Consider the following 25,339-nt stretch of genomic DNA (forward strand, 5'->3'; position numbering starts at 1 on the left):
TTATTATTTATCAATCTTATTCTTCTTTTACTATGATAACTTAACTTTGCTGTATTTATATAATCTAATCTTAATAGTATGTATTTACTATCATATCAATCTACTTAAAATTAATTATTGTGTTTCTTTATTTCAACTCCTGCTAATTTTTCAAAATACTGTGCTATTCCACCATGGTCATCTTCTAAATGTCCATGTACTTTTAGTGTCTGCATTATTTCTAATAGTTGACTTGTCATAGGTAGTGGCACATCTAAATTGTGTGCTGTCTGCATTACATTCTTAATATCTTTTAGATTAATAGATATTTTACCACCTGGTTTAAAATCACGATTCATAATCATTGGTATCTTTGCATCCAATATTGTACTACCAGCTAGACCTCCTCTTATCGCCTTATAGACTTTTTCTGGGTCTGCTCCTGCTTTTGCTGCAAGTACAAATGCCTCAGATACTGCCGCTATTGTTAAATTAACTATTACTTGATTTGTAAGTTTTGTAACACTTCCACTTCCATTATCTCCAATTAAAATAGATGAACTTCCCATTATATTAAAAAATGGCTCTACTTTTTTATAGGTTTCTTCCTTACCACCAGCCATAAAAGCAAGTGTACCATCAATTGCTTTTGGCTCTCCTCCACTTACTGGAGAATCTATAAATTCCAAGTTCATTTCTTTTAACTTATTTGCACACAAAACAGATTCTGTAGGAGTAACTGAACTCATATCCACTACTATACTTCCTTCTTTTAGAGTCTTTGTCAAACCATCTGCTCCAAATAATACATCTTGTACAATAGTTCCATTTGGAAGAATTGTAAATACTATCTCACACTCGTTACCTATCTCTAAAATACTTGCATATTTTGCTCCACATGATATAAGTTCATCCACAGCAGATTTATTAATATCATACACAAAAAGATTACATCCATCTTTCAATAAGTTTTTTGCCATTGGTTTTCCCATTATTCCTAATCCAATAAATCCTAACTTCATTTTATTTCCCTCCATATCTTCACATTTTTGAAAACGGTTTTTTATGATTTAGAGTATACTACACACCAGTATACCGGTCAACATAAAATGTAAAAGTATTTATTTTAACAATAAATTGTATTTTTTATATATTTTTATTATATTTAGTTATTCTATATAATATTTAATGCATACTATTAATCTAAAATACTATACTTTATTTTCCATATCATTTGTATATTTTAATTAATCTAGCTCTAATGTTAATCATATATCACTATCCAACAATTTTCATATTTTACATCTTATATATAATTTGAATTTCAAAAGATTGACCTTATTTTTACTATGTTGTATGCTTAAAATTATATAAGTTTTTGTATTTTTACATTGTTTAGGGGGTATTAGATATGGCTACATTTAAAAGATTACAAGAACAAGCATATGACTACTTAAAAGAATTGATACTGTCTGGAGAAATAATAGAAAATGAAATATATTCTGAGACAAAACTTGCTAGTGAAATAGGCATCTCTAGAACGCCAATAAGAGATGCTCTTCAAAGACTTAGTCAAGATGGATTTATAGATATAATCCCAAGTAAAGGCTTTAGAATTCATCAAATAACAGCAAATGAAATTGTAGAGATATTCCAAATACGCTCTGCAATAGAAGGGTTTTGCACTTTTTTAATTACAAGTCAATACAAAGAACCTAGAGCAGTTGAAACTATAAGTAAACTAAAAGCTCTTTTAGATAAACAAAAAGAGATTTTATTAGGTGATAAAAACTTAAACTCATTTGCTGAATACGATACATTATTTCACACAACGATAGTCTCATATGCTCAAAATACTGAATTTGATAAGATGTTTAACAGTTATATGTACAGAATAAAAAAACTAGCTCTTGACTCATTGTCACATGAAGGAAGACTTGAAACAACATTAAAAGAACATACAGATATTTTTAATAATATAGAAAATGGATGTATTGAGGATGTTTACAGAACGACACTTGTTCATATGGAAACTCCTAAATACATTAATTTAGAAGATTTTTGCAACAATAAAATATTTTAATATTATCTTTGGTAAAATTATATTTATCTTAAATTAATTTCCCAGTTATAAAAAATAATCTATAATTATAGTGTAACTAATATTATTTTAAGGAGTGATTTTTTTGAACAAAGATGTTGTAACTAATGAAACAATCGACAAAGATTATGCTATCGAAGAAGTTCGTATGGCATGTAAGCATTTTGGTGACTTATATTTTTATTTTTCCAAAGTGTTATTTGAAGAATTTGGAGAAGATAAAACTATGGAAATATTAAAGAAAGTTTTATTTGAAAGGTCTGAAGAAAGAGCTATTGGTATGAGAGAAAGAGCTCACGAAAATGGAGATGAATTAATTGCAGACAATATTATTAGCACAACTGATGTCCCATTCTTAGGTTGGGTTCCTGAATTTGAAGAGTTACATTGTCCTTATGGAGCTTCCTGGCTTGCAAGATTTGAGGAAAATTCTTGGTTTAAAAAATTCGCATCTCTTTATTGTGATGTTACAGATACTACTGTAGCTGAAGTATTTACAGGAGATACATCCCATAAGATAACAAAAAATATTCTATGGGGAGACAAAAGCTGTGAAAGAATATACTTCCATGATGATAAGGTATCTGAAGGTAAGTACACATATGGAAATAAAAATTGTAAATAAATAAATTAAATTTTCTATATTCTTATACTATATTTTGTACTTTTTCATATAAATATTATAACTAGTCTTTTATTTTACTTTGGTTTAACTTAAAGATAATTTAATTTTAATCTATATGTATTACCATATAAGTAATAAGAAAATTATCTTTATAAATTATAGTTTTAAGTTTTTAATTTATAAAATATTTATGTTCTTTGTAAAATTTTTTAGGTGCTTCTAATGTTATGCTATAAAACTATCTTGAGAAGGGCTGATTGAATGTTTAATAAAATATATGAAAAGAAAGAATTTATAGTTTTTCAAGTTAAAAAAGGTTATGTAGTTTATAATACTAGAAAGAGTTTTGAAGAAGGTCATACACATTTAAAGCATTTTGAAGCAGCAAAGACAGCTATTGATTTAGCAATAAATAAAAAGATTCCTAGAAGTAAAGATGGTTATTATCTGACTAGTTTAATTCGCATAAGTGATGATTGTTATTACATTGATAAGTTAAGCGAATTATTATATGTCAGAGAACAAAAAGGTAAAAAAGAAAAGTACTGTAATTCTGGTTATCAGATGTAGCAAGACTAGTTGTGAATTATAAGTACCTTTAGTCTTAAAACCAAAGAGTATCAGTAAATTTACAAAAATAACTTACTGATACTCTTTTTAATTATATGATTAATATCTAAATTTATTACAAAATTCTATAAAAATTTTTATCCTATCTATTCAGATTCTGTATCTGCAAATTGACTATTATAAAGCTTCTCATAAAATCCGCCTTTTTCCATAAGTTCTTCATGATTACCCTGCTCTATAATGCTTCCATTATTCATAACTAAAATCAAGTCAGCATTACGAATTGTAGAAAGTCTATGTGCTATAACAAAACTAGTTCTACCATTCATAAGATTTCTCATTGCTTTTTGAAGCATAAGTTCCAATCTAGTATCAACAGAACTAGTAGCCTCATCAAGTATCAATATTGATGGGTCTGATATAAAAGCTCTAGCTATAGTTAAAAGCTGTTTTTCTCCCAAAGATATATTAGAAGCTTCTTCATTTAAGAACATATTGTATCCATCTGGAAGAGTGGTTATAAAGTGATGCACATTTGCTACTTTTGCTGCCTGTATAACTTCTTCCTTAGTAGCTCCAAATCTACCATATTCTATATTTTCAAAAATGGTTCCATTAAATAGCCATGTATCTTGAAGCACCATACCAAACATTGAACGTAAGTCTTTACGTTTCATATCCCTTATGTCTACTTCATCAACTTTAATAGCACCTTTCTTAACATCATAAAACCTCATCAATAAGTTTATTAATGTCGTTTTACCTGCTCCAGTAGGTCCAACAATAGCTACCATCTGACCACTTTTTATTTCTGCATTTAAATCTTCTATTAAAGTTGCTTCTTCTCCATAACCAAAATTAACATGCTCAAATGTAACATTGCCTTTTACATTTTCTATTTTAATTGAATTTTCAACATCAGGTATTTCCTCTTCTTCATCTAGAATTTCAAATACACGCTCTATCGCTGCAAAAGAAGATTGTATTACAGTGGATAACTGTGTCATTTGTGAAAGAGGCTGATTTATCTGCCATATGTAACGTACAAATGCCTGTAAATTTCCGACTGTTATTCCTCCACTTACTGCATATACAGAACCAACAACTGCTACTGCTGCAATTCCAAAATAAGTTACTAATGATACCATTGGATTCATCATACTTGATATAAATTGTGCTTTAAACCCATTTTCACAAAGTTCTTGATTTACCTTTTTAAACTCTTTTATGGAATCTTCTTCTTTACCATATAATTTTATCTCATTAAATCCAGTATACATTTCTTGCACTTTTCCGTTTAGTTTTCCAAGGGCATTTTGTTGTAATGAAAACCTATTTTGTGATTTCTTTACTATGAACTTAGATACAAAGTAACTAATTGGAATTATAAAAAGTGCTATAAGAGCCATATATGTGTTAATTGTAAACATCATTGAAAGTGCTAAGATTATTACTAAAATTGAATTTACAATTTGCATAAAACTCTGTTGTAGTGCATTTGATATTGTATCTACGTCATTTGATATACGGCTTAATACATCTCCAAAGCTATTACTATCAAAATAACTAATTGGCAACTTTCTTATTTTATTTTCTACTTCATTTCTTAAATCTCTCATCGTATTTTGGATGGCATTTGTAAGTAGAAAACTTGACACATAAGTAAAAATTGCATTAGCAACATATATACCTGCTAAAAGCACCAATATTTTTATTACATAATTAAAATTTACAGATGCCCCTGGTATTCCTCTTGCTATACGAATTACATCTTTAGTCAATTGTGTTATTATTAATCCTTCTGTTTTAGGAGCAATTGCATTCATAGTAGCTGCTGAAATTATACATATAATAGCTATAATAAAGGAAAATTTATATCGTTTTACAAATGGAAGAAGTCTACCAATTGTTTTCTTAAAACCTTTAGACTTTTTCATTATTCCAATTCCTCCTTTTTCAACTGAGATGTTGCAATTTCATAGTATATTTCACAATTTTTCAATAATTCTTTATGAGTTCCCATTCCGACAACTTGCCCTTCATTGAGTACTATAATCTTATCAGCATCAATAATAGAACTAATTCTCTGTGCGACAATCAATACAATTGCGTCTTTTGTTTCTTTTTTCAACTTAGAACGAAGTATTGCATCAGTTTTAAAATCAAGTGCAGAAAAACTATCATCAAAAATATATATTTCAGGTCTTCTTATAATAGCTCTTGCAATAGAAAGTCTTTGTTTTTGACCTCCTGATACATTTGCTCCACCTTCACTAATTAATTCATCAAATTTTCTAGGTTTTTTTGATATAAATTCATATGCTTGTGCAACTTTGGCTGAATGTTCTAGTTCTGATTCTCCTGCCTTATGTTTACCAAATCTAATATTGTTTGCTATACTACCAGTAAAAAGCAGTGATTTTTGAGGTATAAATCCTATCTTTTTTCTTAAAGCTTTCAAATCATACTCTCTTATATCTACTCCGTTTATCCTAATACTACCTTCTGTTACATCATAAAATCTAGGTATCAAGTTAATCAGAGTACTTTTTCCACTACCAGTACTTCCTATAAAGGCTACTGTTTCACCAGTCTTTGCAGTAAATGAAACATCTTTAAGTACAGAAGCCTCTCCATCTGGATAAGTAAAAGTTACATCATCAAATTCTATAATACCTTTATTTTCAGTCTCCTTAATTCCATTTTCAGGATTTTTTATCAATGGCTCCTCATTTAAAAGCTCCTTTATTCTATTTGCAGACACCTCTGCTCTTGGATACATAATAAATACCATTGAAAAGAGCATAATTGAAAACATAGCATGGAAAAGATACTCCAAAAATGCAACTAACTGTCCAACTTGAATTTCTCCAATATTTATCTTCTCACTTGAAATCCAAAATACAGCCAAAACAGCTATATTTAATAGTAAAAAGAATGCTGGTTGAGTAATTGACATAAGCTTGAATAATTTTTTAGAAACATTAGCATAATATGTATTTGTTTTTTCAAACCTTTCTGTTTCATAATCATCATTTCCAAAAGCTCTAATTACTCTTATTCCTGTTAAATTTTCTCTCGATATAAGGTTTAATTTATCTAACCCTTTTTGTTGTTTCAAGGATATTGCCTGAGATACTTTTGCTATTATTGCAACTCCAATAATTATAAAAGGTACTGATATAGCTAATACCATTGAAAGCTCTACACTTGTTCTAATCGTCATTATTATACTTATAATAAACATGACTGGTGTTAATAAAGCAGTTCTTAGTAGTATATTCACAAATTGTTGGATTTGAAACGCATCATTTGTAGTTCTTGTAATCATTGAAGAAATTCCAAACTTATTATATTCAGTATGTGAAAATTCTTGAGATTTTTGAAATATGTCATTTCTTATATCCCTAGTTACACTTGTTGACACCTTTGCAGAACAATAACCCAGCAATATACTACCTACAACTCCTATAATAGAAATAATAACAATTACTATTCCCATTTGCTTTATGTAAGCTATATTTTGATTTGCAATACCATTATCAATTATTTTCGCTATTATTGTTGGGATACCCAATTCAACTAATGCAAAACTAAATATAGCCAGTATATTTAATACTATTAACAACTTATAATTCTTTAAATAACTTAAAATTAATTTCATACTTTTCTCCTTTCTTAATTTTTGAGATAGTGTAATTATGTAATCATACCAAATTTATAAATACTTGATTTTATAAAAAAAGGAGAAAAGAGTTAACGCACTCTCTTCTCCAGCATATTCTTTTTAATACACCCTCCGACAAGTCGCTTATATGTTAACACATTTGACAAGTAATGTCAATTCATATAGCCAAAAGTCTTTTAAATGCTTTATTTCATAATGTTATAACAAATTGGCATGTACTTTATTTTTACTTTTTACTGTATTCTAATTTTACAAGTTCTCCAATATTACTAGTTTTCTTAAACTTTAAATTAGTCTTATTTATACCAGATTTAAACAATGGAATCCCTTTACCCAATATTATTGGCAATATATAGATATAATAATCATCAATTAGATTATCTTTCATAAATAATTTTACTATGTCACTTCCTCCAACTATCCAAATATCTTTTTTATCATTCTCTTTCCTAAGTTGTTCAATTAATTTTTGAGGTTCTAAATTTGTATACTTTACATTTTCAGTTGCTTCACTAACTGTATTTGAGTATACATAACACTCCTTACCCTTATAATACCATTCGTTTGGACTAAGTTCATTTGCAACTTGTATATATGTTGAATTTCCCATAATAATAGTATCAATTGTATCGTAAAAAGTATTATAATCTTCTTCCTGTTCATGTTTAAAATCTAAAGATATTTCATCTAAAAAACTTACACTACCATTTTCCTCGGCTATATATCCATCTAAGCTTATTGCAATGTAAAGTACTACTTTTCTCATATTTACTACCTCCAATATCTATAGTGTGATTATTCTACGTAAATATCACTTTTTTACTCATTCAATAATACCCTATTAATATCTCCTAAAACAAAATTAAATGAAATTCGTATTAATTTCAAAAATTATTATATAAATAATTTAAAAACAGGATAGTTTATTGAAAATTCTAATTAATCTAAATAAACATTGCTCTCACTTCACGCTGGATTTATAATATAATTATAAGCTATTAATATTGTAAAACTTGTATTTTAATATAATAACTTTAATACTTATAATTAATTTTACTTTTGTTGAAAGGTGGTAAATGACATGAAAATTTCTGAAATTGCTACTCCAAGTTTTTTGCTAGATTTAGACCAGTTAGAAAAGAATATTGATACAGTTCAACAAATTTGTTCAAAGAATAATAAACAACTTTGGCCTATGCTTAAGACACATAAAAGTACCTATATTGCAAAACTTCAAAAAGATGCAGGTGCTACTGGATTTCTCGTTGGGACACTTGATGAAGCTGAAGCTTTAATGAAATCTGGCTTTGAAGATATTATGTTGGCTTATCCTTACATGGGAGATGCAAATATAAGTAGAATTGTAACTATGGCATCAAAAATAAATTTAATCTGTGCTACAGACAATATAGAATGTGCTAAGGCTTACAGTGAAGCGTTCTCTAAAGCTAAGGTTGAATGTAAATTACTTATTATTGTGGATTGTGGCTTACATCGTTTTGGAGTTGAACCAGAAAAAGTAGTTGAACTTGCTACTGAAATTTCAAAATTAGAAAACATAAAAATCGTTGGTATAAGCTCACATCCAGGTCAAGTCTATGGTTGTAGTTCCCCAGAAGGAGTTCCAGATGTATGTATTCAAGAGGATTCTTCTATGAATAAGGCATACAAAGCTCTAACTGATAGTGGATTTAATATAGAAATTGTCGCTTCTGGTAGCACTCCAACAGTTGAAACTGAAGCTGCTTCCAAAACTATAACTGCTGTAAGACCTGGAAACTATGTATACTATGATGCTATACAAATAGGTCTAGGTTGCGCTACTGAAGATATGTGTGCTCTCACTGTTGTGTGCACTGTAATCTCAAAAAATAGCAGTGGATACTATTTAGTAGATTGTGGAAGTAAGTGCCTTGGACTTGATAAAGGTGCACATGGAAACAGCAGTATTATTGGCTATGGTAGAGTTTGTGGACATCCAGAGCTTACTATTGATTCACTTTCTGAAGAGGTCGGAAAAATTAAAGTAAATGGTGAAACTAATATAAAAATTGGTGATAGAATAAGAATCATACCTAATCATTCTTGTTCCACTGGAAATTTGACAAGTAACTTGTTAGGTTTTAGAGGAGATACAATAGAAAAAGTTATTGAAGTAGATATACGTGAAAATTCAAAACAGATTCTACTTTAAAATATATTTGTATTAATTTAAAAATATTTTTAATATAATACTCATATTAAAAATATAAAAAAAATACAAACTCTAAAAATTATAAATTAAAAGAAGTTTACCAAAATACGTTTTTAGTAAACTTCTTTTTTAATTAATATAAATATTAATTACTTTATATTAATTATTATATATCAATGCTTGTACATATTGATTCTTGTACAAACTTTATAATTAAGTTATAATATTATCTACATTAATCCCATAACAGTAAGTAAGACTCTTACTATCAACATTCCTACTACTGCATCAAATATAGGAACTGCCAACAATAACATTCTATACTTAGTACTAGCATTTGCTACAAGTACTATTCTCGCATAATGACCAACTAGAGTACCCATTAACATACATGGCATAATTAATATAGTTGCTTGTGGTGCAGTAATTAGACCTTGTGCAAATAAGTTTGCAGCTGTAGCTGCTCCTGCTGCCTTAGCAAAGAATGCCGCTATCAAAACTACAACTGATTCTCCAGGTAGTCCAAAAATACCCATTACTGGACCGAAAACACTTCCTAAAATATCAACTAGCCCAGTTAATTGTAAAAACTGTACTATTACATACCCCATTATCATAGCTGGTAATATTTGTTCAACACCTATGTAGAAACCTTTTTTTGCGCCTCCCATAAATGTTTCAACAGCAGTTTTCTTAGGTTTACTATTTACAATTGCATTTCCAGTATTTTGTTGACTCATACTACACAGCCTCCTTAGTCTTAGTCTTCTTATTTTTTACACTTATAATTAATCTAACTAAATTGGCACCAAGTATCTTACAGAATATCTCTATAAGGATTATTGGACCTAGTGCTAATAATGCTATTGGTAGAAGTGGAGCTTGAGTATTTATTGTATTTAATATAACCGCTGAACCAGCATATTGATATGCTACAAATATAGTTCTTTCATCATCCGTTATTTCTCCACTTTCATATAATTCTTTTGTCATTATTGAAGCTACATCTGAACTAGTAAATGAAGATACAAACGCTATACCCGCTATACCAGGTATACCAAGTATAGGTCTAAGCAATGGATTGAATATCTTTGATGCTGCTTTCATTCCGCCCATAGATTCAACTACATCTATAAGCCCTACAGCAAAACAGACAGTTGGTATCAAAGTTAGTGAAAATAAGAATCCATCTTTTGCTCCAGTTCCTCCTTTCCCCATAAAATCTACACCATCTGATATGGTACCAAATGAGCCTGTAAGATTAGCAAAATCTAGTGCTTTAAGAAATCCTTGACTATCCTTAAAAATTCCTGAAAATAATACTATCAATATAAATAAAGACAAATATCCTTTCCATGTTACCTTATTATCTCCAGTTGTTTTGTCCATATAAAATCCCCCTTTATACCTCAAATTTATCTAAATTTAAAACAATTGTAGAAATTAATTTCACCCTCTCAAACATCGAATTTACTAATGCATATTCTCTTGATGTATGATTCCATTCTCCTCTTACACCAAAAGAACAAATTGTAGGAACGTTTGCAATGGTCAAATAACTGGCATCTGAACTTCCTCCAAGTCTCTTAGCCTTTAACTCTCCAAACCCATTTTCTTTAGATACTGTATTTACAAACTTGTGAAATCTCATAACGTCTTCTGTAGTTTCAAATGCCATCATTTCACTTATAAAGTCAACTTGTGTGGAAGTCCCTTCTATATAAGCTTCTTTACATATTTCTCTAACTTTTTCTTTAACATTCTCCATTTCTTCTACTTTCTCAAATCTAAGGTCTACTTCTATATTACAATCTTCTGGAATAGAGTTTGATACTCTTCCTCCCTTAATAACACTTACACTTGCTGTAGTTCCAACCTCAAGATTGGTCAATTTTTGTATGCGTAGTATCTTATTAGCCATTTCTTCTATAGCATTTCTTCCACCTTCAAAGTCATTACCTGCATGTGTCTCTACACCTTTTACGTGTACATTACATCCTATTCTTCCTTTTCTACCTACGCACAAACTATTATCTACTAATCCAGTTTCCATATTAAAAGCACAAAGACCACCTTTTGCTTCTTTTAATATAACTTCCCCACCAGTTGAATCCTTATGCCCTATCTCTTCATCCCCAGAAAATACTATTTTTATTGGTCTTTCTTTATATCCTATTTTATTTAAAGCTTTAATAACATATAAAGCAATTACTATTCCACCTTTCATATCTAAGACACCTGGTCCATATGCTTTTCCATCTATTATTTTAAATGGATTTTCCCCAAATGTACCTATTTCAAACACAGTATCCATATGCCCTGAAAAAATTATTGGCTTTTTATCTATACTAGAACCAAGTGTACCTATCAATGTACTACCATTGTCTCCAACGTCTACCAGCTCACAATCTAAGCCTTCCTTTTCAAACTCAAGCTTTAATCTATCAGCCAACTTATTTACGCTTTCTTTACAATGTGTATAGCTTTCTATATTAACAATCTCTTTCCATAATGAAACTATTTCTTCTCTCTTCTCATCAACAAACTCAGAAATCTCATTTAAATATGTATTCATAATAATCTCCTTCATTCTTTAATAAAATATACTTCTTACCTAAAATCTAAGCTATTTTAGGAAATTTTAAAAGACTAGTCCTTAAATACAAAATATCACAATTATTTTTATCAGTCAATATCTTTTTCAGTATTTTTTATATTTTCTGATTTTTCTTTCAATTATCATTTTGTAAAATAAATTGACGCGTTTTATCTACTATTATAAAATGAGGATATAAATTGATTGATTAGTTTTAATACTCTAAAGATTTTAAAGGAGGCTTTATGAAATATAAAATTGGATTTTTGACAACATCTTATTTTATGTCAGATAAGTATAAACAAGCTCTTAAAGAACTAAAAAATATTTGTGAAATTACATTTATTGAGCTTAAAGGAGAAAATCCTTTTAGCAATTTACCAAATATATACAGCGAGCAAGTAGATAATTTTGATGGATTTGTATGTAGTGGTATAATTCCATACAGTGAACTTATAATAAACGTAAAGGACATAAAAGTACCATTAAACTTTTTAAAACTTGATGAAAGAGATTTTTATAAATACTTATTTAAACTGTTAAATAATCAAAAAGATATTGATTTCACAAAATCATTTATGGATTTTTTAAGAGAAGACAATAATTATTATGATATCTATTCATTAATAGATTATAATAAATGCCCATATACAATTAAAGATTTTAACATCCCTCAACCTGTGTATGACTTTAAGAAACTAAATGACAAATTGCTGGAAATACACTTGGATTTATTAAAAAATGATAAGATTAATCTTTCTTTTACTAGAAATTATATTATTAGTTGCGAACTTAATAAACTTGGATATGATTGTATTTATATGGTTCCATCTACAGAATCTATCTTAAATACATTTAAATCTCTAGTAAATGAAATAACATTACAAAACTTAGATAAAAATAAATCTGCAACATGTATAGTTACAGTAAATAGCTCAGAGTATATAAATGAAGATTTAATATTTAAAAATGATGAGATACAAAACCAAATATATAACACTATCTTAAATTCGTTATCAAGATATGGTTTTTACGGAGTTCAAGTCAAAAAAAATGATATGAAAATAGAGATACATACCACTAAAGAAATGTTAAATAATATGACCAATAATTATACAGACTTTTTTATTTCAGAAGATTTAAAAGAGATTAAGTATAGCTTAAATATTGGTTGGGGTATTGGAAATACAAATATTCATGCAGAACAGAATGCTCGTCAAGCTAATAGTAAATCTGCTTCTTTAGGTGGAAACTGTACTTTTATAGTAAATGATACTAATAATACAATAGGACCTTTATATTCAAATAAAAATTCTCATGATACTGAAGAGAGTTCATTAGCCAATAAAGTTGCTTCTTTTATACCTCTATCTAATACAAATGTATCTAAAATTATGTGTATGATTAATGACAGAAATTCAAATAATGTCTCTGCAGAAATACTATCAGACTATATGAATATAACTCTTAGAAGCGCAAATAGAATATTGAGCATATTGTATAAAGCTGGAATTGCAACCATTGTAAATACAAAACTTGATAATCAAAGAGGAAGACCAAAAAAAATATATAAAGTTGACTTCTTGTCTTTTTTAAATAAGATGTAGATATTTAGTTCTTAATTGTTAACCTCTTTAATAAAAAATAATATATTTCTTTGACTTTAAAGAACTAAAGCCTTCAAATCTCATTGGTACATACAACTTATTACTTTAAAGTTACATAAATGTTTCATCAATTATATCAAATTATATGATATATCAACTTATGAAATAACAAAATAATTTCATATATAAATAATAAAATATAATAGCCACTACAATCCATAGTTTGTAGTGGCTATTTTTTACATCGTTACTTATTACTTATTTTTAAAATTTGATTATTTTTTTCAAACAGTTTATACCATCCTATTATCAGTAAAACAGCAAATACAAGTGTATCTATAAAAAGGATTACTGTAACATGTTTAGCAATATTGTAAATAAAAAATATAGAGAATACTTCTACAGACAAAGCTACAAAACACAAGAAGTTCGTTAAGTAATCTGCAATAATATCAATATAGAAAGCATGTATCTGTAGCCACCTCCATATAAATGGACGTAAAAGAAATCTTATCATAACACAAATAACAGGATATGCATAAATAAATTTTTTATCTACATAATTAGCTACACCATTATTCCATTGCACAGGAATCTGGGATGGCAACTTTGGAAATATTATTATTGCAATCAACAAGCAAGCAATAGTAATGATTCCCCAAGTAAACGTTCCTCCCCATATATATAAGAAACTTACAGAGTCTAGCTTGAAAATACTTTTATTTTTATTCCAGTATTCTGGCAACTTAGTTACATATTCTTCTACCTTCAAATTTAAATAAGTTAATTCATCACGCTCTAGCATTTTTTCACACATAATTTTTGAATTTTCTAAATCGGATATTTGAGTTTTAAGAACTTGCTCCTGTTTCTCAAGAACTTTATATAAAGATACTTTCTGTAATATAATATCACGAATATCTTCAATAGAAATTCCTAGTGTACGTAAATATGCAATTTTTTTAATGTCCTCTACATTTTCATCTGAATATACCCTATACCCATTACTCTCATTACGAATAGGTTTAATTAGAAACTCTTTCTCATAAAAACGAATATTAGAGCGAGTCAATCCTGTTTTTTCTTCAACTTCCTTAATTGTCATTTTCAAATACCTCCTTTTCATTCTAATAACCTATAAATCTACTCTAGTTTCACACATATTCATTTTTTATGGCAACATGTTTATAACATCTTGAAATTAGATTCTTTATTTGTTATAAATTTTTATACAATAATCTCTTTTTCTATGTTCTATGTTTAAAACCATCTTATTTCCTATAAAGTACTCTATAAACAAGGTTTACAGTCAAGTATTTTTATTATTTTTTTGATTTCATAAAATTTGATTTCATAAAAAAAGGTATAGCAAATCATTTGCTATACCTTTTTATTGGATTATTGATTATATATATTCTATAAACCTAGTGTTTAACTATTACATAGTACTAGCCTTGGTCATCACATCTTTTGCAAATATGACAGCTTCACATATTTCTTGCTCATCTGGATGACTTTGAGATTCTTCATGATTATTTAATTGTTCGCGAATATGTTCATTCTCAGGATTAAGCTTTAACATTTCTTTGTATTTTACTTTCAATCCTTCTGCTATCTTACCTTGACATATGAATGAACCTAAGTTTTCATTATCTTTTGAAACAATTGATTCTACCTTTTCTATAATACTAGCACCATAACTTCCTTTTGTACTTGCTCCCATTGTTCCAAATAGAGCTATTTTTTTATTGTGAATATTTTCAAGCACTTGTTTTGAATTTTTATCACAAATTCCCTTGTCCACCCAATATCCTAGGAATACTATATCATAACTTTCATAGTTAATACTACCATCAACTACTTCACTTATATTTTTAATGTCCTTTTCTCCTTGAATTGCATCATATATAGAATAAGCAACTTTTTTAGTATTTCCAGTTAAACTTGAATATAAAATTAAACTTTTCATGATATATCCTCCTCTTTATCTAGATACTTATCTAAACTTACCAAAATGTATTAATATTAGCATATTTTAATTTCTACAATATATCCTAATCTAATATACATCCAAACTTAGAGTGTGTTTGTAACGCATCTGCACATTTCTTATTACAGTAACAGCATTTTTTAATATCATCTACTCTTCCGTCTTTTACTTTCTGTAACCAATTACTATCTGCCAATAATTGTCTTGACATGGAAACCATATCTACCCTATTACTTGAAATAATACTTTCTATAAAATCTGGGCTAGATAATTTTCCAACTCCACATACAGGAAGATTTGTGTGTGTTTTCACTTCAGCAGCTAAATATAAAAAACATCCTTCATCTTTAAAATAAGGATGATTCTTAGTTGGTATAGTATCTTCTAATTTTGAATGATTTGCAAGTGTTACATGAAAACTGTTTACACCTAATGATTCAAATTTTTTTACAAAATACCCAACTTCTGAAAGTAGCACTCCTGCATTACCATAATGAGGGTTTTCTTGTCTTATTGCAAGTTTATAGTCTATTGGAATATCCTTAATTTCATTTCGAATACTTCTAATTATTTCACTTGCAAATCTACTTCTATTATCACAAGTTCCACCATATTCATCATTTCTATTATTAAATATGCTTGATGAAAAACTTCCTACAAGTCTATCTCCATGGATTTGAATCATATCAAACCCTGCTTTTTTTGCATTCAATGCAGCTACTTTAAATAAATCTATAATATTTTTAATTTCTTCTTTGGACATATTTGTTATGTAGTCTTTTACTCCTTCACTCATAATTTTTTTAATTTCATCATGTGAAGTAATTCCTGTCTTCATAGTATCTTTAATTAAATTAATATCATAATCTGAACAGAATATTTGTGCTGACACCTTTGCACCAGAATTGTGTATCTCATCCACAATCTTCTTATATTTCATAACTCCATCTTCATCTGATAAACTTAAAGCCATCTTATGAAAACTAGGTCTAACAGACACATCTCCTAAAGTAATCAGAGCTACACCTGATTTGGCGATATCACAAAACTTTTTAATTTTTTCTTCAAATTTAAGACCCATACTTGTAGGTGCAAATGATACTCTATTTTTTAATTCTAAGTTTCCAATTTTAATTGGCTTCAACAAATTGCAATACATCCTATTCTTCCTCCACTGTTGTCTTTATATCCTTTACTATATGTAATTTTTTCACTAATTCTTTATACTCTTCATCTGAAAACTCTTTTTTTATACTATTATCCCACTTTGAAAATATATTTTTTATATCTCCTAATACTTCCTCACCCTTATCTGTTACTCTCAACTGAAAAGCCCTGCTGTCATTAGGGTTTTGAATTTTTTCTATGTATCCGTCTTGCTCTAATCTAGATATAGTTCTTGTCGTATGTGCTTTATCAACTTCAAATTCTGTCGAAACATCATTCAAAGAACAATTTCTGTTTTTATTGATATAAATTAAATAGAAATACAAACCATTCGTAAGTTTGTATGGCTTTAAGCATTTTTCACAATAAAGTTTAAAGTTTTTTTGTAAGTTACAAATAATATATGACAAACTTTCATACTGTAAATTTCTAAAATCCATCTTAAATTTCCCCTCTATAATTCAATATATTTGACTATATCAACTATATTATATTAAACAATTAATATAGTCAAGAATATTTTGCTTTATAAATATATCTTTTATTAATTTTTTATAAAGTTATTATGATAAATAACTATGATTAAGTTCGAAATTGGAATTTTTAATACTCACTTCACATAAATATATTTTATATAAAAGTTTATATTTTCAAACAAATAATTTTTCGAAAATTGTCTAAATTCTGTAAAAATATGGTAAGATATACATAAGCAATATAAATCTATAAAAGGGAGTGTTACATATGATATCTAATAAAATGCAAACTTTAGTTGCAAACAGCTCTGTTATAAGAGCCATGTTTGAAGAAGGAAAGAAACTTTCTGATATTTATGGAGAAGAAAATGTTTTTGATTTTAGCATAGGAAATCCAAGTGTTGAACCTCCAGAGACTATTAAAGCAGTTATAAATGATATTTTAAATGAAGAATCTCCAAATCTAGTTCATGGCTACATGAATAACTCAGGATATGAAGATGTAAGAGATGCTATTGCTGAGCATATAAATAAAAAAGATGGATTAAACCTTACAAGAGAAAATCTAATTATGACTTGTGGTGCTGCTGGTGGTCTGAATATTATTTTAAAAACTCTTTTAAATCCTAATGATGAAGTTATTGCTTTTGCACCATATTTTGGTGAGTACAAAAACTATACAGAAAATTATGATGGAAAATTAATAGAAGTTCCTACAAATATAGAAACTTTTGAACCAGATTTAGATGCTCTAAAAAATGCCATTACTTCAAAGACAAGAGCTTTAATAATAAACACTCCAAATAATCCTACTGGTGTCATCTATTCTGAAGAATTATTAAAAAATCTTGGAGAGCTATTAGACTCAAAACAAAAAGAATTAAATACAAATATATATCTAATTTCTGATGAGCCATATAGAGAAATAATTTATGATGGTGCGAAAGTTCCTTGTGTACTAAAATACTATAAAAACTCATTTATAGGATACTCTTATAGTAAATCATTATCTCTACCTGGTGAACGTATAGGATATATTGTTGCTAATGGACAAATGGATGATTTTGATGATGTTATGTCTTCATTAAATGTTGCAAATAGAATACTTGGATTTGTAAATGCTCCTTCTCTTTTCCAAAGAGTTATCGCAAGAAGTTTAGATGCTGAAGTTGATGTTAACATTTATAAAAAGAATTTTGACCTTCTATATAATAGCTTAATAGATATGGGATTTTCTTGTGTTAAACCTAGTGGTACATTCTATTTATTCCCAAAAGCTCCAATTGAAGACGATAAAAAATTCTGTAATGATGCAAAACAGTTTAATTTATTATTAGTACCAGGTTCTTCTTTTGGTTGTCCAGGTCACTTTAGAGTATCATATTGTGTATCTTATGATAAAGTTAAAAGTTCTCTACCAGCATTTGAAAAGTTAGCTAAACTTTATAATTTAAAATAATTAAATCAAGGTAATTCAAATAATTAACTACCTTAGTATAGAATCTAAGTATTCTATACTAAGGTAGTTTATAATTTTATGTACTATATTTTATATACCATATTATACCAATATACTTGAATGTTGTAATATATAGTACTAATATAAATTACAAGGAGGTGTTTGACTTGAAAAAAGGTTATGTTTATATAATACTGACTACCTTATTTTTTAGTTCAATGGAAATTAGTCTAAAAACTGTTACTAATGACTTTAATCCCTTACAAATAACTTTATCAAGATTTTTTGTTGGTGGTTTAGTCTTACTACCTTTTGCTATAAAAAAATTAAAATCTCTTAATCTTTCTATAACAAAATCAGACTTAAAATACTTTGCATTTCTAGGTTTTATGTGCGTAGTAGTAAGTATGTCATTGTATCAACTGGCTGTTCTAAACACAAAAGCATCTGTAGTTGCTGTTTTGTTTAGTTGTAATCCAGTATTTGTAATGCTTCTAGCTTACTTAATTTTAAAGGAAAAAATATATAGGCACAATGTAATTTCTCTTATATTAGAAGTACTTGGAATTATAGTTATCATAAATCCATTGCATACAAAGTTAACTCTTAGCGGAATATTCCTGACATTATCTTCTGCTATCATTTTTTCAATGTATACTGTATTTGGTAAAAGAAAAACTTTAAAATTTGGTGGAATAGTTGTAACTTGTTTTAGTTTTATATTTGGTAGTATAGAAATGTTAATATTAGTTTTACTTAGTAAAATTAATTTTATAGCAGATATCTTAAACAAAAATAAACTTCATGTATTTGCAAATATACCTATTTTTAGTGGCTATACTTTACACAATATGCCTATTATGATTTATGTATTTGTATTTGTTACAGGTGTTGGTTATGCACTTTACTTTATGGCAATGGAGGCTACATCTACTAGTCTTACATCTTTAGTATTCTTCTTTAAACCAGTAATATCTCCAATACTAGCTTTATTAATACTTAAAGAGATTATCCCTATTAATATGGTTATAGGAATTTTATTTATAGTACTTGGTTCAATAATTTCTATAATACCTACGATAATTACTCAAGCACATAATAAGCACATTGAAGCCTTGTATAAAGAGTAGTAACTGATAATCTATTGTTTTATACATAAGAGTAAATTTATTAGTTTTAAACGAAATATAAAAGAGATGCTATTATAGTAGCATCTCTTTTTTACATTTATTTTAAATTTTTTTAATTCTCTATTTAGCTAAATTTTGTAAAAAGCTATAAGTTTGTGGACAAGCTGCTTTTAATTTACTATTTGTATCTTGATTTAAATAATAATATGCAAATGCTTCTGCAAAGAATTCTTCTGGATATACACCTAAGTAATTTACATTACCTAAAGAACGTCCTTCTTTAGCAAATATTTGTTTAAATTGTGCTGATTTAGAAATATCCTTTAATGCGATATGGTCTACTGCATGTGCTGTTTCATGTAATTCTAAGTTTATTGCATCATGACCTTTACCTTTGTTACTAAATCCTATTCTAAGAGCTACTGTACTTCCACCTAAACCAGGAACATCATCCCAAGTTTTTCCAGTGCCTTCCCAACCCTTAGGAACTACACCTTTTAAATAAGCATATTCTTTTTCATCTGTTAATTTTCCACTTAATAATTTTATTTTTAAGTTATCTTGTCTTAAAGCATTTAAATATTTTCCATCTATATTTGCTAATCTACCTATCATAGCATTAGCTTCATTTTTATTGTAATTTCCAGTTGGAAGAACAACTATTTGATTAAGTGTTTCTTTATTATGTTGTATAGTTGCACTATCTGCATGTGCACTTACTGGAACTGAACTTATTAAGAATATTGATATTATAGCGATTAATAACTTTTTACTTGGTTTCATATTATTCCCTCCTTTGAGTTAGGCCGGGAGTAATAAATTTCAAAATAAAAAAGATACCCAAGAGTATCTTTGTATATACAAAAAGAAATTTTTACTCTTTTCGGCAACTGGCTGGCGTGGTTTACTAAACTTTAGCCCCTATAGCTTTGCGTGACTAGGTTTCCCTAGTTTTGCCTCATTTAATTTTATATTTATATTATAGCTTATATTTCTCTAATTGTCTATAGATTTTTGGATTTTTTTTCTAAAAAGTTATTATTTTTTTACATAATCCACCAAAAAAAAATATCTTCTAACAATATTCTCACTATGAAATATTGTTTTAGAAGATATTTTTTAATATTACTTATATTTTTATAATGTTAGGGTCTAATTTGTATTTTTATTTCGTCTTAATATAATAAGACCTATAATAGCTCCTAGAGCTAATAGTATTTCTCCAGTAATTGTAGTATTATCTCCTGTCTTTGGTGGTACTGGCGGATTTACTAAAGTATCATCTTTCACTTTATCATTTTTTTCTTCTGATACTGATGGTTTTACTACTTCTGTTATTGGAACAATTGGTTTAACAGGCTTTTCTATTACATCATCTGATGGTGGTATTGGTGGATTCACTACCTCTGGTATAGGAGGATTTACCACATCATCTGATGGTGGTATTGGTGGATTCAACACTATTTCATCTGTGTCAGATGGTCTTGATGATTTACTTGGTTTATCTGTACTTGGTGGCACTGGTGGATTTACTACTGGTTCATCTGGATTTGGTGGTACTGGTGGATTTTCTTGTTTTACATTTTCTATATTTCCAATATCCACAATTCTACCAATATCTTTCTTATCAATATTAACTTTGATTTTGTCCTTTAATTTTTCATATCCACTTGGAGCCATTATTTCTACTAAATAATATGTTCCTGGTTTTTTTACACTAGATTGAATTATACCATCTTCATCACTAACTAAATTCTTAACTACTACATTTCCAGATACATCTTCTAAATTAAATTTAGCACCTGAAAGTGCGCTTTTATCTAAAGCATCTACTTTTTTAGCTTCAAAAGCATAACCTTGCTTAGTAGTTTCTACTCCAGGAGGACTTGAGCCATTAATCTGAGCTACATTTTGTATAGTCTCTCCAACTTTTACATCCGTGAAATCTGCATCAAATGTAACCCAACTTTGCACAGGTTCGCCTTCTTTTATCTGCTTAAATTCATATTTATTTACTAATCTTATAGTGTTTTTTCCATCTCCAGCTTCTTTTTTAAGTTCAAGATTATCAGAATATTTTATATTAGATATTTTTAAAGCTGGATTTACTTTATCCAAAAGATTTACTTGACCTGAATCATAAACACCATAAGTTGACATATTTATTTTGTATTTAACAATCTGATTATCATTGCTATTTAAGACTTTTTTATCAACTTCTTTTTTTGCACTTATTAATCCAGAATTCTTCTTAAAACTTATCTCATCACTTTTATCAACTTTACTGTTATTTGCATCAAGAACAGCTCTATTTGTATAACTATCTTCAATACTAATAACCTTTAATGTATAAGCTATATAAAATTTTGATTCTACTTCTTCTTTACTAAGATTAATTGTAAATCCAGTTATAACTTTATCTACTTGACCACTTTCATTTCTTTTTTCTTCTAGTTTATACGAAATGTTGTTGGCAATTTTTTCTTTACTCCAAGGAGTCCAACTTCCATTCATTGGAATTTCTACAACTCTAAAATCATGTCCAGCTTCTCCTGCTGTAGTTAATCTCATACCTTCTGGTATGTTATCTGTTATAACAACATTACTTATTGGTGACTTATCATCATTTACTGAAATCTGATAGTTTATTACTTGACCAACTTGAGTAATATTTGTTGCTCCTGAATGCCCTTTAGTCAAAAGATAATCGCTACCTCTATCAAATACACTTACAGTAGCATCGTCTTCTTGTACCTTCTTACCATCAGATTCTATCCTAGCTACATTTTTATATTTATTATCATGTTTTGCATTTTCATCACTAATTCTAGCTTTATATTTAACTGTATACGCTTTATCTATATTCCCAAAATTAACTGAGATAGAGTTTGTATTCTGTTCAATGTTAAAATCACTCACTTCTTTCCCATCACTTGCTACTACACTCACAGAATTATTTACCAATGTCAACCCTTCTGGAAGTTCATCATACAAAATAATGTCTTTTAATTCTTCCTGTTTTTCATTTACTTGTATACTATAATTTATATCTTTATTTTTAACTGGCATAAATACAGTAGTTGATTTTCTTCCTTCAACAAGCTTTTTAAGTGTTCCTTTAGCCTCTTCTACATCGTCCTTATCTCCAGGCTTTATTTCTACATCCACATCTCCACTTCCACTTTCTATCTTTCCAGTAGTTTCAATATGAATTTTTGTATTTGTTTCTTCATCAACCTTTTTAACATATGCTTCTAGACCTATTTTCCCTTGCATTATACTTTGACCATTAGGTAGTTCTCTAAATGTAAGTGTGTATTCTCCATTACTTTCTGTTTTATCAAAACATTCACTTGTATAATCTAAATTAACTTTATTAAATACATCTGGCACCTTGAAAGTTATTGAATCACCTGCTTGTATTCCCTTTGATGTTGGAGTATAAGTTAATTTAAATGATATTTTTTTCATTGATTCAGTTTCTATTGTACTATTATTAATTTTTATAATGAATCCATAATCTTCATTCTCTTCATTAAGTTCTTCTTCTAAAGTTTTTAATAGATTTTCATCTTCTAATGGCTTCTCTTCTTTTGGAATCTGCTCTGTATTTTTATTGTCTAATGGCTTCTCCTCTTCTGGAGTCTGCTCTGGCTTTTTATTGTCTGATGGTTTTTCTCCTTCTGGAGTTTGTTCCGGCTTTTTATTGTCTGATGGCTTCTCCTCTTCTGGAGTCTGCTCTGGTTTTTTATTATCTGATGGTTTTTCTACTTCTGGAGTCTGTTCCGGCTTTTTATTGTCTGATGGCTTCTCCTCTTCTGGAGTCTGCTCTGGTTTTTTATTATCTGATGGCTTCTCTCCTTCTGGAGTCTGCTCTGGCTTTTTATTATCTGATGGCTTCTCTTCCCCACTTGATGAACTAGTTGAGCTATTTTGACTCTGACTGTTATCTCCTAATTCCGAAGCATAAGATACAGTTGGATATATTGTAGATACTACCATACTTAAAATCATAATTAAGCTTATTAATAATGCCCTTTTATTACCCTTCTTCATATAGATTTCTCCCCTCTATACTGTCTATAGTTTATAAATTTCCATTGATATCCCATTTAAATTAATTTTTATCAAAAAATTATACAAAAAAAGCTATGAAAATAAATAAATTTATATTCATAGCCGGTTGCACCACTGACTCAGTATGTCCATAAGGCGCCCAATAATAAGACATACATCAACATCTCTATAATATTTTATAAAAAACAATTAAAATTGTTATATTCATACTAAATACAATTATATATTTATATTATATAATGACTATATCTTATTGTCTATATATTTTACATTTTTTTCCTTATAACAATTTTAGGTAATCATTAAATAAAATCCTTATCCACAACAATTACACAATTATATTCAGGATTCATCTCCTTAACTAATCTCGTTATATCTTCTTTTAAATCTTCTTCTGACATATTTTTAGAGAACTCAGAAGGATTAACTACTATATCAAACACTAAATTTTTCTTATTTCCTTTTCCAACTATTCTAAAATCATGCATAGATTTTACGAGACTATTTTTCTTAAGTATTTTTTCAAGTTCTTCCTTTGCTGACATAACTTCTTCATCTTCAAGACATATAGGGTCCATGTGAATTACCAAATATATATCCAATTTTTCAGATATTTCTCTCTCAGCAGTATCTATGATTTCATGAATTTCCATTATATCTATATTTGATGGAATTTCTGCATGTATAGATGCAATACATCGTCCAACTCCATAGTTATGGATTATTAAATCATGTGTCCCTATAATATGTTTATAAGATAGTAATAATTCTATAATGGATTTTACCATTTCTTCATCTGGGGCTTCTCCTAGAAGAGGATTTATAGTATCTTTTACAAGTGAAAATCCAGCATAAAGTATTACTAGTGATACTGCAATACCAACATAGCCATCTATAGGAAAACTAGTAAACCTAGCTATAACAAATGATATTACTACACAACTCGATGTGAATACGTCTCCTAAAGCATCAAGTGAAACTGCTTTTAATGCTGAAGAATTAATTTTATTTCCCATAAATTTATTAAATTTACTTAACCAAACTTTAATCATTATAGAAGCAATTAAAAGTACAAGAGGTATTACTTCAAATTTTATAGGTACTGGATTTACTATCCTTTCTACAGATGACTTTATAAATTGAAGTCCTACCAACATCACCATAAATGCTACTATTAATGCGGATAAATATTCTATTCTTCCATGTCCAAAAGGATGCTCTTTATCAGCTGGCTTACTTGCTAATTTGAATCCTATCATAGTTATTGCTGAAGATGCCATATCAGAAAGATTGTTAAATGCATCAGCCATTATGGCTATACTTGCTGTGAGCATACCTATAGACACCTTTACTACAAATAAAAGTAAATTAGATAATATACCTACTACACCAGCTACATAACCATACTTATTTCTAACATCTCTATTTTGAACATTTTCACTATCTTTGATAAATGTTTTGACTAGGATTTTTGAAAACATAAAACTTACCCTCCTTGTCTTCTATTTTATTAACAAATTTTAGAATTTATATCTTTATTTATGATAACATAATTTGTATATAAAATTCTTAAAAGTTACTCTATCTTAATAAGATATTATTAGCCTTATTTTCATACAGCCATTATAAAAGCAACATATTTTCAGTTTAAATTCTTGAAGTCTAACAAAATTAGCCCTA

Annotated in this window: 21 protein-coding genes and 2 riboswitches; of the genes, 7 read left to right on the forward strand and 14 right to left on the reverse strand. The window is 28.3% G+C overall.

Translation table 11 applies throughout. The annotated features are described in order from the left end of the window. Positions 1-110: 110 nt before the first annotated feature. A complete protein-coding gene (gene garR, locus ACTG44_RS15590; RefSeq protein ID WP_479920803.1) occupies positions 111-1,016 on the reverse strand; it encodes a 2-hydroxy-3-oxopropionate reductase in 906 nt (301 codons plus the stop codon). 374 nt (positions 1,017-1,390) lie between these two features. Here garR and ACTG44_RS15595 point away from each other — a divergent pair, with 374 nt between their 5' ends. From ACTG44_RS15595 to ACTG44_RS15605, 3 genes are all read left to right on the forward strand, one after another. After that, the gene (locus tag ACTG44_RS15595; RefSeq protein WP_479920804.1) at positions 1,391-2,062 is read left to right on the forward strand and encodes a GntR family transcriptional regulator; all 672 of its coding nucleotides are present in this window, start codon (positions 1,391-1,393) and stop codon (positions 2,060-2,062) included. Positions 2,063-2,156: 94 nt separating this feature from the next. Then, positions 2,157-2,705, forward strand: coding sequence for a hypothetical protein (locus ACTG44_RS15600; protein ID WP_479920805.1), 549 nt, complete (start codon positions 2,157-2,159; stop codon positions 2,703-2,705). 261 nt (positions 2,706-2,966) lie between these two features. Then, a complete protein-coding gene (locus ACTG44_RS15605; protein WP_021385744.1) occupies positions 2,967-3,275 on the forward strand; it encodes a hypothetical protein in 309 nt (102 codons plus the stop codon). Between the two features lie 146 nt (positions 3,276-3,421). Here ACTG44_RS15605 and ACTG44_RS15610 read toward each other — a convergent pair whose 3' ends face one another. The 3 genes from ACTG44_RS15610 to ACTG44_RS15620 all read right to left on the reverse strand — a co-directional run bounded on the left by ACTG44_RS15610 (position 3,422) and on the right by ACTG44_RS15620 (position 7,729). Beyond that, positions 3,422-5,212, reverse strand: a complete 1,791-nt coding sequence (locus ACTG44_RS15610; protein ID WP_479920806.1) for an ABC transporter ATP-binding protein — start codon at positions 5,210-5,212, stop codon at positions 3,422-3,424. After that, on the reverse strand, positions 5,212-6,939 hold the full coding sequence (locus ACTG44_RS15615) for an ABC transporter ATP-binding protein (protein ID WP_021385737.1): 1,728 nt from the start codon (positions 6,937-6,939) through the stop codon (positions 5,212-5,214). The genes ACTG44_RS15610 and ACTG44_RS15615 overlap by 1 nt, the downstream gene beginning before the upstream one ends. A gap of 250 nt (positions 6,940-7,189) precedes the next feature. After that, positions 7,190-7,729: a dihydrofolate reductase family protein gene (locus ACTG44_RS15620; protein ID WP_021385738.1), complete on the reverse strand. Its 540-nt coding sequence runs from the start codon at positions 7,727-7,729 to the stop codon at positions 7,190-7,192. A gap of 315 nt (positions 7,730-8,044) precedes the next feature. Here ACTG44_RS15620 and ACTG44_RS15625 point away from each other — a divergent pair, with 315 nt between their 5' ends. Further along, positions 8,045-9,157: an alanine racemase gene (locus ACTG44_RS15625; protein WP_021385733.1), complete on the forward strand. Its 1,113-nt coding sequence runs from the start codon at positions 8,045-8,047 to the stop codon at positions 9,155-9,157. A gap of 230 nt (positions 9,158-9,387) precedes the next feature. On the opposite strand, the gene ACTG44_RS15630 is transcribed toward ACTG44_RS15625, so the two are convergent. The 3 genes from ACTG44_RS15630 to ACTG44_RS15640 are packed head-to-tail and all read right to left on the reverse strand — an operon-like array spanning position 9,388 to position 11,732. Further along, positions 9,388-9,897 carry a nucleoside recognition domain-containing protein gene (locus tag ACTG44_RS15630; RefSeq protein ID WP_479920807.1) on the reverse strand — a complete coding sequence of 170 codons (510 nt, stop codon included), beginning with the start codon at positions 9,895-9,897 and terminating at the stop codon, positions 9,388-9,390. Position 9,898: 1 nt separating this feature from the next. Then, the gene (locus ACTG44_RS15635) at positions 9,899-10,546 is read right to left on the reverse strand and encodes a nucleoside recognition domain-containing protein (RefSeq protein WP_479920808.1); all 648 of its coding nucleotides are present in this window, start codon (positions 10,544-10,546) and stop codon (positions 9,899-9,901) included. A gap of 13 nt (positions 10,547-10,559) precedes the next feature. Next, complete coding sequence (locus ACTG44_RS15640; protein ID WP_479917366.1) at positions 10,560-11,732, reverse strand: M20 family metallopeptidase; 1,173 nt, start codon at positions 11,730-11,732, stop codon at positions 10,560-10,562. A gap of 266 nt (positions 11,733-11,998) precedes the next feature. Between ACTG44_RS15640 and ACTG44_RS15645 the strand changes: the two genes are divergently transcribed. After that, entirely contained in the window at positions 11,999-13,360 is a 1,362-nt protein-coding gene (locus tag ACTG44_RS15645) for a hypothetical protein (protein ID WP_479920809.1), read from the forward strand. A 247-nt stretch (positions 13,361-13,607) separates the two neighbouring features. Here the strand turns inward: ACTG44_RS15645 and ACTG44_RS15650 are convergent, their stop codons facing one another. The 4 genes from ACTG44_RS15650 to bilQ form a co-directional block, all read right to left on the reverse strand. Next, positions 13,608-14,465: a MerR family transcriptional regulator gene (locus ACTG44_RS15650; RefSeq protein WP_479920810.1), complete on the reverse strand. Its 858-nt coding sequence runs from the start codon at positions 14,463-14,465 to the stop codon at positions 13,608-13,610. Positions 14,466-14,798: 333 nt separating this feature from the next. After that, the gene (gene bilS / locus ACTG44_RS15655; protein WP_021385793.1) at positions 14,799-15,329 is read right to left on the reverse strand and encodes a flavodoxin family protein BilS; all 531 of its coding nucleotides are present in this window, start codon (positions 15,327-15,329) and stop codon (positions 14,799-14,801) included. Between the two features lie 85 nt (positions 15,330-15,414). After that, positions 15,415-16,509 carry a bilirubin reductase gene (gene bilR, locus ACTG44_RS15660; RefSeq protein ID WP_479920811.1) on the reverse strand — a complete coding sequence of 365 codons (1,095 nt, stop codon included), beginning with the start codon at positions 16,507-16,509 and terminating at the stop codon, positions 15,415-15,417. A 1-nt stretch (position 16,510) separates the two neighbouring features. Then, entirely contained in the window at positions 16,511-16,957 is a 447-nt protein-coding gene (gene bilQ, locus ACTG44_RS15665) for a bilirubin utilization transcriptional regulator BilQ (RefSeq protein WP_021385790.1), read from the reverse strand. Positions 16,958-17,261: 304 nt separating this feature from the next. On the opposite strand from bilQ, the gene ACTG44_RS15670 reads away from it, so the two are divergent. Both ACTG44_RS15670 and ACTG44_RS15675 read left to right on the forward strand, forming a co-directional pair. After that, positions 17,262-18,452, forward strand: coding sequence for a pyridoxal phosphate-dependent aminotransferase (locus tag ACTG44_RS15670; protein WP_479919337.1), 1,191 nt, complete (start codon positions 17,262-17,264; stop codon positions 18,450-18,452). 167 nt (positions 18,453-18,619) lie between these two features. Continuing rightward, positions 18,620-19,582, forward strand: coding sequence for a DMT family transporter (locus tag ACTG44_RS15675; RefSeq protein WP_479917375.1), 963 nt, complete (start codon positions 18,620-18,622; stop codon positions 19,580-19,582). A 120-nt stretch (positions 19,583-19,702) separates the two neighbouring features. Here ACTG44_RS15675 and ACTG44_RS15680 read toward each other — a convergent pair whose 3' ends face one another. From ACTG44_RS15680 to ACTG44_RS15690, 3 genes are all read right to left on the reverse strand, one after another. Further along, on the reverse strand, positions 19,703-20,365 hold the full coding sequence (locus ACTG44_RS15680) for an anthrax toxin lethal factor-related metalloendopeptidase (protein WP_479920812.1): 663 nt from the start codon (positions 20,363-20,365) through the stop codon (positions 19,703-19,705). A gap of 99 nt (positions 20,366-20,464) precedes the next feature. Further along, positions 20,465-20,550, reverse strand: a riboswitch (cyclic di-GMP riboswitch). 184 nt (positions 20,551-20,734) lie between these two features. Then, on the reverse strand, positions 20,735-23,638 hold the full coding sequence (locus ACTG44_RS15685) for an SrtB-anchored collagen-binding adhesin (protein ID WP_479920813.1): 2,904 nt from the start codon (positions 23,636-23,638) through the stop codon (positions 20,735-20,737). Between the two features lie 112 nt (positions 23,639-23,750). Next, positions 23,751-23,836: riboswitch (cyclic di-GMP riboswitch) on the reverse strand. Between the two features lie 125 nt (positions 23,837-23,961). Next, the gene (locus ACTG44_RS15690) at positions 23,962-25,140 is read right to left on the reverse strand and encodes a cation diffusion facilitator family transporter (RefSeq protein WP_021385781.1); all 1,179 of its coding nucleotides are present in this window, start codon (positions 25,138-25,140) and stop codon (positions 23,962-23,964) included. Positions 25,141-25,339: the final 199 nt, after the last annotated feature.

This window comes from Clostridioides sp. LIBA-2809 (assembly GCF_056688965.1).